This window comes from Zeaxanthinibacter sp. PT1 (genome assembly GCF_028464225.1).
Taxonomy (GTDB): Bacteria; Bacteroidota; Bacteroidia; order Flavobacteriales; family Flavobacteriaceae; genus Zeaxanthinibacter.
The window spans coordinates 423,901-437,614 of sequence record NZ_JAQPCN010000002.1 but is presented as its reverse complement, the minus strand read 5'-3'; the positions used below and the strand labels follow the sequence as shown (position 1 = coordinate 437,614).

General features: G+C 44.6%; 13 protein-coding genes. 7 read left to right on the top strand and 6 right to left on the bottom strand.

All coding sequences use genetic code 11. The annotated features are described in order from the left end of the window. Positions 1-70 precede the first annotated feature (70 nt). Positions 71-526, top strand: a complete 456-nt coding sequence (locus tag PP178_RS09000) for a nuclear transport factor 2 family protein (protein WP_272594010.1) — start codon at positions 71-73, stop codon at positions 524-526. Positions 527-529: 3 nt separating this feature from the next. On the opposite strand, the gene PP178_RS08995 is transcribed toward PP178_RS09000, so the two are convergent. Continuing rightward, positions 530-1,954 (bottom strand): L-serine ammonia-lyase, encoded by a 1,425-nt coding sequence (locus PP178_RS08995; RefSeq protein WP_272594009.1) that lies wholly within the window; start codon positions 1,952-1,954, stop codon positions 530-532. A gap of 285 nt (positions 1,955-2,239) precedes the next feature. On the opposite strand from PP178_RS08995, the gene dnaK reads away from it, so the two are divergent. Both dnaK and PP178_RS08985 read left to right on the top strand, forming a co-directional pair. Beyond that, positions 2,240-4,150, top strand: a complete 1,911-nt coding sequence (dnaK, locus tag PP178_RS08990; RefSeq protein ID WP_272594008.1) for a molecular chaperone DnaK — start codon at positions 2,240-2,242, stop codon at positions 4,148-4,150. A gap of 108 nt (positions 4,151-4,258) precedes the next feature. After that, a complete protein-coding gene (locus PP178_RS08985) occupies positions 4,259-5,200 on the top strand; it encodes a hypothetical protein (protein ID WP_272594007.1) in 942 nt (313 codons plus the stop codon). Between the two features lie 4 nt (positions 5,201-5,204). Here the strand turns inward: PP178_RS08985 and PP178_RS08980 are convergent, their stop codons facing one another. The 5 genes from PP178_RS08980 to PP178_RS08960 all read right to left on the bottom strand — a co-directional run bounded on the left by PP178_RS08980 (position 5,205) and on the right by PP178_RS08960 (position 9,679). Further along, entirely contained in the window at positions 5,205-5,879 is a 675-nt protein-coding gene (locus PP178_RS08980) for a hypothetical protein (RefSeq protein WP_272594006.1), read from the bottom strand. A 208-nt stretch (positions 5,880-6,087) separates the two neighbouring features. Next, on the bottom strand, positions 6,088-6,624 hold the full coding sequence (locus PP178_RS08975) for a hypothetical protein (RefSeq protein ID WP_272594005.1): 537 nt from the start codon (positions 6,622-6,624) through the stop codon (positions 6,088-6,090). A gap of 292 nt (positions 6,625-6,916) precedes the next feature. Beyond that, positions 6,917-7,621: a Crp/Fnr family transcriptional regulator gene (locus PP178_RS08970; RefSeq protein WP_272594004.1), complete on the bottom strand. Its 705-nt coding sequence runs from the start codon at positions 7,619-7,621 to the stop codon at positions 6,917-6,919. A gap of 310 nt (positions 7,622-7,931) precedes the next feature. Beyond that, entirely contained in the window at positions 7,932-8,468 is a 537-nt protein-coding gene (locus PP178_RS08965) for a hypothetical protein (protein WP_272594003.1), read from the bottom strand. Between the two features lie 497 nt (positions 8,469-8,965). Next, positions 8,966-9,679 carry a Crp/Fnr family transcriptional regulator gene (locus PP178_RS08960; protein WP_272594002.1) on the bottom strand — a complete coding sequence of 238 codons (714 nt, stop codon included), beginning with the start codon at positions 9,677-9,679 and terminating at the stop codon, positions 8,966-8,968. A 278-nt stretch (positions 9,680-9,957) separates the two neighbouring features. On the opposite strand from PP178_RS08960, the gene PP178_RS08955 reads away from it, so the two are divergent. From PP178_RS08955 to PP178_RS08940, 4 genes are read left to right on the top strand one after another with little or no spacing between them, the layout of a single operon-like run. Then, entirely contained in the window at positions 9,958-10,383 is a 426-nt protein-coding gene (locus tag PP178_RS08955; RefSeq protein WP_272594001.1) for a PaaI family thioesterase, read from the top strand. Continuing rightward, entirely contained in the window at positions 10,384-11,454 is a 1,071-nt protein-coding gene (locus tag PP178_RS08950; protein ID WP_272594000.1) for a chorismate-binding protein, read from the top strand. Positions 11,455-11,494: 40 nt separating this feature from the next. Beyond that, entirely contained in the window at positions 11,495-13,249 is a 1,755-nt protein-coding gene (gene menD, locus PP178_RS08945) for a 2-succinyl-5-enolpyruvyl-6-hydroxy-3-cyclohexene-1-carboxylate synthase (protein WP_272593999.1), read from the top strand. A 38-nt stretch (positions 13,250-13,287) separates the two neighbouring features. Continuing rightward, positions 13,288-13,632 (top strand): DUF2853 family protein, encoded by a 345-nt coding sequence (locus PP178_RS08940; RefSeq protein WP_272593998.1) that lies wholly within the window; start codon positions 13,288-13,290, stop codon positions 13,630-13,632. Positions 13,633-13,714 lie beyond the last annotated feature (82 nt).

The window sequence follows — 13,714 nt, the reverse complement described above, 5'->3', positions numbered from 1 at the left end:
TATCAGGTTAGGCCAGGCTTAATGGAAATATGAGGCTTATTACCTATCTTTCTGAACCTAAAACTTCTATATGCGTGTGTTGTTTATTACGATTAGCTGTCTGTTGTTCTCCAACGGACTTATGAGCCAGTCTGTCCCGGATGATCCCAAGACTGTGATCAGGGATTTTTTTAAGGCTTTTCACGCCAGGGATACCAGCGGCATGAGCCAGTTTATGGCAACGGGAATGCAGTTGCAGACCATGAAACCTACAGGTACTTCAGAGTTCATACTCGTAGATCAGTCTCGTCAAAAATTTCTTTCAGGTATGCACCAACTGCCGGATACCATCCTGATCGAAGAGCGGATCAAGAGTTATGAGGTGATAATGGATGGACCCATTGCCCAGGTTTGGACGCCCTACGAATTCTATGTGAACGGTCGTTTTTCCCATTGTGGGGTAAATGCTTTTCAACTGGGCAAGGTGAGGGGTAAATGGCAGATTCTCTACCTGGTTGATACCCGAAGGAAAACGGATTGCCCGTAAGGATCAGCAATCGCTTAAAAAAACTCCGACCGCAAGTCCGCCTTCAGAAGTTTCTTTATACTTGGAACTCATATCCTTTGCAGTTTCCCACATAGTATTGACCACCTTATCCAGCGGAACTTTAGTGTTCTTTGGATCGGCATCCAGCGCCAATTCTGCAGCATTGATCGCCTTGATGGCTCCCATGGAATTCCTTTCTATACACGGGATCTGTACAAGACCAGCTATAGGGTCGCAGGTTAGTCCAAGATGATGCTCCATGGCAATTTCAGCCGCAATAAGTACTTGTTCCGGGGTTCCGCCCAGCAATTCTGTCAGTGCAGCTGCAGCCATTGCCGAAGACACACCTATCTCTGCCTGGCAGCCACCCATGGCTGCAGAGATCGTGGCGCCTTTCTTAAAAATGCTGCCGACCTCTCCCGCCACTAATAAAAATCGCTTGATATGTTCAAATCCCGCATTGTGATTTTCGATAACCAGGTAGTACATAAGTACAGCAGGGATAACACCTGCGCTACCATTGGTAGGAGCGGTAACTACCCGCCCCAGTGAAGCGTTCACTTCGTTTACACTTAGTGCAAAACAGCTCACCCATTTAAGGATCTGCCGGAATTTTACTTCGGTATGTCGAATCCCTTCCAGCCACTCCTGTGGTGTTTCATAGGGTATGTCAGATTTCAGCTTCTGGTAGGTGTCAAAAGCACGTCGCCTGACATTGAGTCCACCGGGGAGATTTCCTTCTGTATGGTACCCGATATACATGCACTCTAACATGGTGTCCCAGACTCGTTTAATCTCCTTATCAATAGTCTCGTCATCCCTGAGCGAGCGTTCGTTCTCCAGTACGATGGCCGATATAGACTTCTGTTCCTGCCGGCAGTACTCCAGGAGCTCGGTGCCCTTCTGCACCGGGAATGGGAAAGATCTGAATACCTCAATTTTCTTTTTGGCATTGAGGCGCTCTTCTTTTACGACAAACCCTCCGCCTATAGAATAATAACGTTCAGTTTCGGAAGAACCGTCGTCCAGGATGGCTTCAAATTCCATCCCGTTGGCGTGCACCGGTAAGAAATCCCTTTTAAATTCGATGGCTTCTGCCGGGTTAAAAGGAACCTCTCTTTTCCAGTCGAGAATAATTTTTTTATGATCACGAATATGCTGCACCGTAGGATCGATACTTTCGATTGCTACGTATTCCGGGTCTGCACCTGTAAGTCCCATCATGATCGCGAGATCCGTGGCATGCCCTTTTCCTGTCAGGGAGAGGGAGCCGTAGATGCGTACCTTAACCTCCTGCACCCTGTCAAAGAGTTCGTCTTCCTGTAATTCTTGCAGCCACCTTTCCGCAGCACGCCATGGCCCAAGGGTATGAGAGCTAGAAGGCCCTATCCCTATCTTTAACATGTCAAAAATACTGATGCACTCCATAAAACAGCAATCCTTAGTATTCAAAGGTTTTCGTAAGTACAAAACTGTGTTATCCTGTCGCATTTTCCAAGAGAATTCAACCAAATCTTTAAACAGTCGGGGACGGGGTAGAGAAGCGGCACCTAAAATTCCACCGGAATGAAAAATGCAGAAAGATTGAAGATTGATAAATCTGTGATTTGGAATATGAAAATGACAACCTGTCATGTTTGCCCGGTTGGCATGTTGTTTGACATTCAGTAAGCGATCATAAATTTTGGATACACTAATTTAAAGTAAGATATAATGAGCAAAATTATCGGAATTGACTTGGGTACTACCAACTCCTGCGTTTCTGTAATGGAAGGAAACGAGCCGGTGGTAATTCCCAACGCAGAAGGGAAAAGAACTACTCCGTCTGTGATCGCTTTTGTTGAAGGCGGCGAGATTAAGGTCGGTGACCCGGCTAAGAGACAGGCGGTGACCAATCCCAATAAAACTATTTACTCTATCAAGCGCTTCATGGGAAATAAATTTTCCGAAGTGGATAAAGAAGTAGAGCGCGTACCTTATAAGGTCGTAAAAGGAGATAACAACACTCCTCGTGTTGATATCGATGGCAGGTTGTACACGCCACAGGAACTTTCAGCAATGATTCTTCAGAAAATGAAGAAAACTGCTGAGGACTACCTTGGGCAGACTGTGACCCAGGCTGTGATCACGGTACCGGCCTACTTTAACGATGCGCAGCGCCAGGCTACAAAAGAAGCCGGTGAGATCGCAGGATTAAAAGTTGAGCGTATCATCAACGAGCCTACAGCGGCATCGTTGGCATACGGACTTGATAAAAAAGATAAAGATCAAAAGATCGTAGTATTCGATTTCGGTGGTGGAACCCATGACGTTTCTATCCTGGAATTGGGTGACGGCGTATTTGAAGTACTCTCTACCGACGGTGATACCCACCTGGGAGGTGATGATGTTGACCAGAAGATCATCGACTGGCTGGCTGAAGAATTTAAGAAAGACGAAGATATTGATCTGCGTAAAGACGCTATGGCGTTACAGCGCTTAAGAGAAGCAGCAGAGAAAGCAAAGATCGAGCTTTCTTCATCAAACCAGACAGAAATCAACCTGCCCTATGTAACAGCTACGGCATCCGGACCTAAGCACTTGGTAAGGACATTGTCTCGTTCTAAGTTTGAGCAACTGATCAGCGACCTGGTTAAACGTACGATCGCTCCTTGCGAGGCGGCACTTAAGTCGGCCGGTCTTTCTAAAAGCGATATAGACGAGATCATCCTGGTTGGTGGATCCACAAGGATCCCGGCAGTACAGGAAGCTGTTGAGAAGTTCTTTGGCAAGAAACCATCTAAAGGGGTTAACCCTGACGAGGTAGTAGCCATCGGGGCTGCCATACAGGGTGGAGTACTTACAGGAGACGTGAAAGACGTACTGCTGTTAGATGTTACCCCGCTTTCCCTGGGAATTGAAACCATGGGTGGAGTATTGACCAAGCTGATCGAAGCCAATACGACGATCCCTACCAAGAAATCACAAGTGTTCTCAACCGCGGCTGATAACCAGCCTTCTGTGGAGATCCACGTTTTACAAGGTGAACGTCCAATGGCGAATGATAATAAAACTATCGGAAGGTTCCACCTGGACGGGATCCCACCGGCACCAAGAGGGACACCCCAGATTGAAGTGACCTTTGATATTGATGCCAACGGTATTATCAAGGTATCTGCTACAGATAAGGCTACCGGGAAATCCCAGGATATCAGGATCGAAGCTTCTTCCGGTCTGACCGAAGAAGAGATCCAGCGAATGAAGTCTGAGGCTGAAGCTAACGCGGAGGCAGATAAGCAGGCCAAGGAGAAAGCCGATAAGCTGAACGAGGCAGACAGTATGATTTTCCAGACGGAAAAGCAGCTGAGCGAGTTTGGTGATAAGCTTTCTGACGATAAGAAGAAACCTATCGAAAGCGCCCTGGAAGAGCTTAAGAAAGCATATGAAAGTAAAGATGTAGAGGTAATTACTCCTGCACTTGAAAAGATCAACGAGGCTTGGAAAGTTGCTTCTGAAGAGATGTATAAGGCGCAAGCCGAGTCACAGCAAGGTGGTGCATCTGCAGACGGGCAGCAAGCCAGTTCTGAGGGATCTGCCAAAGAAGGTGATAACGTTGAAGACGTAGATTTCGAAGAAGTGAAATAACTTTGAACAATTTATAAGTAAAAGAAAAGGGCGGATACATTCCGCCCTTTTTTTATTTCGGCATGTAAATTGTTGTTTCTAAGCATTATTATGCAGTAATTTTGCACTATGTTAAAACCCAACTACCAACTGATTACCATTTTCTCGGTACTTTGCCTGTTTACCGGGCTAAAGGCCGGTTTTGCGCAGGCTCCGGAGATATTTACCCTCAAAGATTTTGATCTCAGGGGCCCCGTACAGCAATGTATTGTCATCACGGACTACGGGCGCGAAGAATATTCATTTGATAAAAAAGGCAGGCTGGTCAAAGCAATCACCCGGTACAGCGACTCGGATTATGACGTAACCTACTATAAGTTGAGAGACACACTTTTGGTCGAGCAGCGGGATGAGGTTTACCGGGATAACGAATTTGACGAACAGACCTCCATGGCTCACTTTTACAGTCGTGATACCACCCAGGGATTGCGGATCACCGAAAAGATATTTTCATATAACAAGGAATTCAGGGAGCAGAACGAGTATGAATATGATCTGCAGCAAAGACTCACCAGGATCATTACGGCAGACCAGGAAGGAGTAGATGAAACGGTACTGAGTTACGAAAAAAGTGGGGGAGGGCAGACGGTGCTCTATACCCTGAATGACAATCTCCAGAAAACCACGAGAACCTATAAACGCCCAACGGCAAAAGGGGATACCGTAAAAGTAGTTTATACTAAAGAATACCAGGACAGTATACCCCGGCAGGCCAAGGAGGAGATTTACAACCTGAAAGGACGTAAACTGGTTGAAAATCAATTGAGCTTCAGAAGGTCAGATAGTAGCCTTGTGCCGGTCAGTAAGACCATATACCAATATGGCGATCAGGGGCTGCTCGCTGCGGTGATTACCCAGAAAAATGGCACGGAAAAGAAAGTTTCCTATATCTACCAATTAGACGGTAGTAGTCATCACAACTGGATAAAAGAGATTATAACCCCGGCTAATTCATATACCAGCAGGAAGATTACTTATTACAAATCTCCGCCTGCCACGGTTAAAAATTGAACTTCTACGGGCTTGGGGTGCAGGCTGCGAGAGAAGTGGCCGAATCCTTTTGCAATTGCTGCAATAATTCTTTATAAAAATCGAGGGTTTCCGTCACCGTTTCAGCTTTGAGTTCGTCCAGGCTCCGAGATGTTCTTTTCTTAAAAACCTCGATGGCGCTGTCACATCCGATCAGTCCCGAGATTTCCGCTATAGAACGCTGCATGGCATCCAGGCTGTTTTCGGCCTGTTCCCGGATCGCTAGTTGTTCTTTCCACTCTTCCTCTGATTTCTGAGTGTCTGCAGGAGAACTCTCCTGAATTTCCGCACTGTCCGATCCCTCATTGCTGCAATGATCAAGCGTGGTCAGTAGCTGTTCGATTTCTGCAATGGCTCTCTGGGTATAATAGCGACCCATATCCCAGTCTTTGGGATCGGAGGCTTTTAGCAGGTTTTCTATACCGTTATAAGTAGGATCTTCAGCATTAGTGCAGCCACAGGCTTTGTTCAGCTCCTGTGATTTCTTTAAGGCTTTAAGCGCGCGTTCTGCATAATAGACCTGGTGGTCAGCATTATCTGCCTTTAAGGCTCTTTTACTATGAGACATGCCATAGGTGGCGGATGCATAAACGTCTGTACACTGTGCTTGCACGAATGCGCAGGTGAAGAAACAGGCGAAACTTAGTAGGATATATTTCATGCTAAGGGATTTGGGGTTCCTTGTAAAGGGGAAAGATGTATTCTATGGACCTTACTGGCAAATTTATGTTGTAAAAGCTTGCAATGCTGTAGTGTGCCCGATGAAGTGCATAGGGTGCCGGACCGGGTAACAGAAAAAATAAAGCGGGGAACAAATTCCCCGCTTTACCTGTGTCTGATGGAGTTTTCACATTCCATACATGCCAATATCATAGCATGTTGCCCTCAGAATCACACTTCAGAACTTTTCTCTGCTTACCGTTCTTTAATTGTAATTTGTAGATCTTCTGAACTTCTTCAAGGTCTTCATAATAAGATACGATATAAGCATCTTTCGTAATAGTCCATCCCGGGTATTTTTTGTAGACCATTTCCCGGATATGTACCGGTAGTGCTACATTCTTGAATCGCTCCAGGGAGCTGGTGATTTTCCCGTCCCTGTCATAGGTAGCCACGATACCGCCGTCGGTCTGCTCAAAAATGACTTCATAGGCTTCAAAAGAACCATCAAAAATTTCGGATCTTTTAACATCGTACCGGGCTGCGGTATTTTCCAATTGTACTACTTCTTCTGGAGTGTGCGGATCCTGAACCTTGTTCAGGTAAGAGAGGTTTAACGGTGAGACCGTTACCCCTTCTAATTTCACTTCATCTGTATCCGCGTCGTTACCGTTCTGAGGTGTGGTTTGCGCGAACGCTAGGCTGGTCAGACCTAAAAGGCAAAGACCTAACATTACATTTTTCATGATGATATGGTTTTGAGATTAATAATTCTAAAAGGGCACTACACGATATGACCCCGGGAAGACCGGGCGTTCATCTTGATTAGCAATGGGAAGGAGAGAACTGGTGGGTTGCTAATGGTTCTATCTTATCTTGAAATTACAACAGGCTCTTATGTATAAATGTGACCTAGGTAGCAATTAGCGTGAAATAAAATGGAATTAACATAGTTTAACAATGGATTTTATAGGGTATAGTAAATTTATAGAGTAAATAGTTGGTATTCAGTATAATAAAGGGAGTGTCGGCAGGCTGTTAGGTATTCAGAGAAATTTTTTGCAGCAGCAGGGCCAGGTTGGTAATTTCTATTTCTCGCCGCTCCGTTCTCAGGATACCTTCTTCTTTGAATGCCTGAATATGGCGCCCGATCATAGTCCTGGTGGTACCGATCAATGCACCGAGTTCGTCATGTGTTAGTCCGCTGAGCAATTCTACATGTCTGGATGAGGGATTAACGTGGTTATACAGCAGGCGGGCGAGACGGATAGAGGTGTCCTCCATGATGAGGTTAGAGATGTAATTTTCCATCTGCCTCATTTTATCCGTGGTATATTTTAGTAAGGCCTTATAGACGTCCTGGTTTTGATGGATCCACTCGTGAAGTTTGTACATGGGGATACTGAGCACTTCAGTGTCGCAGAGGGTCTCATACCTTATGTCTCGGACCTCGCCGTTGATCAGAGTAAATACGTCAAATACGTCGTTCTGGGTGAGCAGGAATAAGGTGAGGGGCCTGTCGTGTTTGTCATCAAAGACATAGCCTTTTACCTTACCGGACAATATAATATAGAAGGTGTAAAGGGTGTGGGTGGGATCAAGGATACAGGTTTTTTTGGGCCAGTATTGAGCTGAAGAAATTTCGAGTAGTTGGTCTAAGGCGTCGTGTGATATATCACTGAATAAATCGTTATCCCTCATGAGCTCTGTATAATACCTGTATTTCTCTAGGCCTATATTCATGGTTCTGAATGATTTGCGGGGCACTTTAGAATACGACTAATAGCGTGCCATAATCATTCTTCCACAATCGATAAGCTTTGGGTTCTTAGTGAAGGAGCTCATACATCTTCACCTTTCTATAAGATAAAGAATTTTACAGCTCCTTACAAGAGAATAGACTGTTTGCTTTGATAAATGTTACATTAATTAACATTTAATTAGCTGTATTATTAAATAATATGTTAAACGATTAACATTATCCTAAATCTCTTGAACAGTTCAAAAAAAAAGCGAGACCGCCTGGTCTCGCTCTAAAATTAGGATTCAGGTATTATAGCAACTTTCCTGAGGAGTCGCACCTGATAAGCATCTTTTTATTGCCATTCTTCAATTGAAGCCGGTAGAATTTTTCAATGACAGGGGTATCCACATAATAAGTAACCAGGTATATATCCCTGGCTATACTCCAGCCCGGGTACTTATTGTAGACTGCATTCCTGATATGATAAGGCAATGCGACATTTTTGAATCGTTCCAAGGAACTGATGATCTTACCTTTTTGGTCATAAGTGGCGATGATAGAACCATTGCTTTGTTCAAACACCACCTCGTAAGCTTCAAAATCATGATTAAAAATTTCTGATTCCCGGATATTGTACCTGGCCGCTTCATTTTCTAATGCTTTTACCTGCTCAGGAGTATGATCATCCTGTACAGCATTGACATAAGTAAGGTTAAGGGGTTTAACCGTAACACCGGCTAATTCTACAGCTCCAATGGGCAATTTGTTGCTGATAGAGGGTGTTTCCTGTGCAAACATAAGGTTGGTCAGACCCAGAAGATAAAGACCATACACGGTTGTTTTCATATAGCTATGGATTTTAGATTTCAGCTGCTTTACATAATCATGGTCCCGGGGTGAGCACATGCTTATATCATTTGTGAACCAAAAATTATCCGGGGATTTTAAAAAATATCCTTTTGAGGAAGTATGGTGAAAGCGAAATTAGGAGCAGTAAATCGTTCCGTATAGTACCAGGGTCACATTTTATGATTTTAGAGAAAATATTTAACAATGTAGCTATAATCTTATAACCTTATACAGACTGCAGAAGGACTCCGGCTTTCCATATCTCACACCGGGCTTATGAAAATGTACCTCATTTGAAGCAATGGAGTAGGGACAAAAAATTCTGAACCGTTATACAACTAACGACATTCCGGATTTTCATGAATACTCATAAAGAAATATTCCGGGGAGAACTAAATTCCCTCCCCGGTTATAAGTTACCTATTGTCGCTGCAGAAAGCTTGCAGTTTGTAATAAAATGGTTATTTATGGTTTTCGCTATTACAATGACTGTCTCAGGAATTCAATTCCTTACTTAAAAATTTCTTACGAAGGGCCTCTGGAGATTTGATCACCGTTTCAAATTTGGAATGGGTTAGTATTCCTTCTTCGCGCCATTGTAGAAAATGCCTGCCAATGATGGTCCTCGTCGTGCCGATTAAAGCCCCTAGATCATCGTAGTTTAAATCGTTGAGTATTGGTACTCTCCGGGAATGCACATCCATATGGTTATGCAGGAACCTGGCAAATCTCGCCGAAGTATCGTCCATGACGAGCTCAGAAATGTAGTTTTCCAGGGCGCACATTTTTTCCGTGGTATACTTCAGCAGAGCGGTATTGATTACAGGGTTGGCCTGTATCCATTCCTTAAGTTTATGTAGGGGAATACTGAGGACTTCTGTCTGGCTTAGTGTTTCATACCTGATGTTATGAATGCGACCATGTACAAGGGTGAACACGTCAAATACATCGTCTTTGGAAAGCAGCAAAAGAGTAATGGTTCTCCCGCTGAGATCATCAAATACAAAACCTTTAATTTTCCCGGATAAAAGGATGTAAAAAGTATATAAGGTGTGAGAAGGGTCTGGTATACAGGTTTTCTTTGGCCAAATCTGGATCGATGTGCAATCCATTAATTGATGAACTGCCTCTGCCTTAACATCACGGAATAAGGAATTCCTGCTGATGATGCCTTTATAATGCGCATAGTTTTCCAGATCTGTATTCATAGATTACAACCTTATTATTGATCACTAATCATTGCAAGATCTTGCGCTATCGCTACTATAGCCGAGGTGCAAAGGTATTGCTGCGCAAAGCAGTTTTTTGCGCAATGTGAAGATACCAAAATTCAGTTTGAGCTTTGAAGGAAATAGAGAAAATACTTTGACACCTCACTCACAATTAACATGTCCTGAAAAACCGGGTTACTCTGCACATAAATTAAAAGGTATAGAAGTATAACGGTTGAGTACCCGCTAATTGTTAATTTTACAAAAAGCAATTGATGAATCAGCATAAAGAAGAAATCCTCCGGGTCTGTAACGAGAGTTCCAAAGGAACTTTAATGGAAACTCTGGCCATAGAGTACATCGATGTCGGTGAAGATTACGTGGTCGCGAAAATGCCGGTAACTTCGCGCGTACATCAACCAGACGGAGTGTTGCATGGCGGCGCTACCGTAGCGCTGGCAGAAAGTGTAGGCAGTATTGCCTCTTATATCTTTATCGATGCCAATACGTATTTTGTTAGAGGTATCGAGATTTCTGCTAACCACGTACGCAGCATAAAAGATGGCGATGTTTTTGCAAAGGCCACTGTGATTCACAAGGGACGTACCACCCAATTATGGAGTATCAGGGTTAGCGATGCGGAAGATCGATTGATCTCCCAGGTGAAATTAACCACAGTGGCCCTGGAAAAGAAGGGATAGATGGATTGGCTTTTTGAACAGCTCGAACACCGCTTACATAATAACCTGCCTTTTGCCGTCTACCGGCTTCCGGGTACGGATCAACTGGTTTATCTAAGCGGGGAGGTAAGACAGGTGAGCACCCAAGAGTTAAAATCAAGCCCGGGATTCCTGCTGGCCCCTTTTGATACCCAAAAAGATTCCTGGTTCATGTATGCCGAGGAGAGCAGGCGGGAGACCTTCCCGGCTTCAGGGTTACAATCCAACACCCCAGGAAAATTTCCTGCTGTCAATTCTTCCGCTAAGAAGCAATACGAAGAGAAGGTATCTTCCGCGGTGGCGGCTATTAACCGGGGAGATTTAAAGAAGGTAGTGTTGTCCAGGAAAGAACATGCGGCTAATACGCATTCGCTTAGTGCGGTCTTCAGGTCACTGCTCATGCTCTATCCTTCGGCCTTTTGTTACTGGTGGTACCACCCGGAAACCAAATCGTGGATGGGGGCCAGCCCGGAATTATTATTGGAAACGAATGGAACATCTTTTCATACCGTTTCCCTGGCGGGTACCCAGGAATACAGCGGGAAACTGGATGTAGAATGGGGGGATAAGGAGCGGGTAGAGCAGGAGATCGTTACGGATTATATTATGAATCAATTGGTGCCGGTGACAGAAAGTATCCACCGGGAAGAGGCATCTACAGTGCAGGCGGGTAGGTTGCTGCACCTGAAAACGCGGATTGGGGGAGAACTAATTCCAGGCAGCTGGCAGCCTGTCGTGGAGAAACTTCATCCAACACCTGCCGTTTGCGGATACCCGACGGAACAGGCCAGGAGATACTTACTGAAGCATGAAGGTTATGACCGGGAATTCTATACCGGTTACCTGGGTCCTGTAGCAATTAGTACTGCTGGTGATTCAGGGAAAGGCCTGGCTTTTTTTGTAAACCTCAGGTGTATGAAAATTGATAGGGATGCTATCACGGTTTTTGTCGGGGGTGGTGTAACCGCCGACTCGGATCCTGAAAAAGAATGGGAGGAAACTGTGGCCAAAACCGGCACCATGCTAAAGGTGCTCGCAAATTCTACCATATGATTCGCAATTATTCCACGGGCATTGTATTTTTGCACTGTTTATGAAATATTCCAGCATTCCATTGGCCCAGACCATAGTTTTATATTGCAAGGCCTGGGGCATAAAGAACATCGTAATCTCTCCAGGTTCCAGGAATGCCCCCCTGACCATAGGATTTACTGAAGACCCCTTCTTTAATTGTTTCAGCATTGTAGATGAGCGAAGTGCGGCATTCTTTGCCATGGGTTTAACCCAGGAGAAGAAGGAGGGGGTCGTTATTTTATGTACCTCCGGTAGCGCCCTGCTGAATTACTACCCTGCAGTGGCCGAAGCCTTCTATAGTGATATTCCTATGCTGGTTATATCGGCAGACAGACCGGCATATAAGATAGACATAGGTGATGGTCAGACCATAAGGCAACCAAAGGTCCTGGAAGCTCATGTAAACTACAGTGCTAACCTGAAGCAGGATGTTATCCATGCAACAGCAACCATCACACAGCTACAGCCTGCTATGATTACGGGTGATGAAATGGAACGGCAACAAGAAGAAATTCAACAGTTTAACGAAAACCGTATTCAGGAAGCTTTCCGGATCGCCCTAACCGAAAAAGCCCCTGTACATCTTAATTGTCCGTTCGAGGAGCCACTATACCAGACACAGCAGTCGCCTTCGGTTCCGCAACCTGCCGGTACATTTACTGTGCAGCGACCAGGGGTGCAGGAAGTTTTGGAAGGCTACGCAGCTACCTGGAATAGATCTGCAAAGAAAATGGTCCTGGTAGGTTCATTACCAGCCGGGGCTATCCCCCAGTTGCTCCTGGATCAGCTCGCCAATGATCCGTCTGTGATCGTATTGACAGAAACTACATCCAATTTATCGCATAACGCTTTTTTCCCCAGCATCGATAGTATCGTTGCACCCATAGAGAAGTCTGAAAATAAACAGGAATTGTTTGAAAAACTGCGCCCGGAAATATTACTCACTTTCGGGGGAATGATCGTCTCTAAGAAGATTAAAGCGTTTTTAAGGGAATACCGTCCCCTGAGCCACTGGCATTTGGACCCGAAAAAAGCTTATGATACTTTCTTTTGCCTGGATCATCATTTTCGCCAACACCCTGCTGATTTTCTATGTTCTTTCCTGCCCAGGACCACTGAGGTCCCGAGTGATTACCAACCCTATTGGACATCGGTCAAAGAACAGTACAGGGAAAGAAGATCGGTCTATTTGGAACAGATTCCCTTTTCCGATTTTAAGGCATTTAGCAGCGTGGTAGAATATATTCCTGAAAATACCAGGCTACAGCTCGCTAACAGTTCCACAATCCGTTACTCTCAATTATTTGATCTGCACCCTTCGGTCCGGGTATATTGTAACCGGGGCACTAGTGGAATTGAAGGTAGTACCAGCACGGCAGTAGGAGCAGCCTACAAGGCTGATGGTCCTGCCTTGCTCATTACCGGGGACCTCAGCTTCCTTTACGATACCAATGGCCTCTGGAATAATTACCTCAGGGATGATTTCAGGATCATAGTGATCAACAACGGGGGAGGGGGAATCTTCAGGATACTTCCCGGGGCAGAGGAGACCGAGAATTTTCAAACCTATTTTGAAACTACACAGGATCTGAACCTGGAGCATAGTTGTAAGATGTACGGATTACAGCATGACAGGGCGATGAATGAGTCAGAACTGGATTCCCTGTTACAGGACTTCTTCAAGCCTTCTGATCAACCCCGCTTATTGGAGATCTGTACACCGAGGACCATAAATAATAAAATTTTGTTAAAGTACTTCGATTTTATATCTTAGGAACATCGTTAACTTTTTAATCCTAAGTAAATAACACCATGAGTAGTAAAAGAGATGAATTAGTGCAGAAGTACGCGGCCCATGTAAAGGAAAAGTTTGGAGCTTCCCCGGACATGACTTTATTGGAAAACGTCGCCAAGGGTCTAGGACCGGCAATTTATAACCGTGATGCTTCTACGGTTTCCGGGACAGATGAAAAAGAACTGGAAACAGTTAAAAAGAATTTCCTGATGAAAAAATTGGGGATGAAAGACAGCCCTGAGCTTATGGCCGGGATTAAAAAAGTAATGGAGAAATACGGTTCATCCGAACGCACTAAATATCGTGCGGTTGTTTATTATATGCTTGCTAAGCATTTTAACAAAGAGTCTATTTACAATTAACAACCACTATTAAAAGCCTTCAAAGCTGTTTTCTCGCGGAAACAGCTTTTTTTATCAGTGTAATTTAGACGTACCTTTGTCG